At 71.0% G+C, this 248-nt stretch carries 1 protein-coding gene; it reads right to left on the reverse strand.

All coding sequences use genetic code 11. The features are described 5' to 3' along the window. The coding region (locus VTU_RS28470) for a hypothetical protein (RefSeq protein WP_236610796.1) at positions 1-206 on the reverse strand (206 nt) is incomplete at its 3' end. Positions 207-248 lie beyond the last annotated feature (42 nt).

Genomic DNA, 248 nt, shown 5'->3' on the forward strand with positions numbered 1-248 from the left:
ACGTTGGTGTGCGTCCCCGTGCTGCTCCCGTTGGGCCCGGCGATCTCGCGCGCGCTGGTCTGCGTCGTCGTGCGCAAGATGACGTCGCGCGCGTTGAAGGCGATGTGGCTCGACGGACCCAGGCCCTGCACCACGCCGCCGGCGTTGTCCAGCGTCTGCTGCGCGGCCACGGTGATCGCGTTGCCGGCCAGGGTCCCCGTATTCACGACGTTCTGGCCCGTGATCGTCAGCCTGCCGTCGCCCGCGAG

The organism is Verminephrobacter aporrectodeae subsp. tuberculatae At4 (assembly GCF_000193225.1).
In the GTDB taxonomy this organism is placed as follows: domain Bacteria; phylum Pseudomonadota; class Gammaproteobacteria; order Burkholderiales; family Burkholderiaceae_C; genus Acidovorax; species Acidovorax aporrectodeae.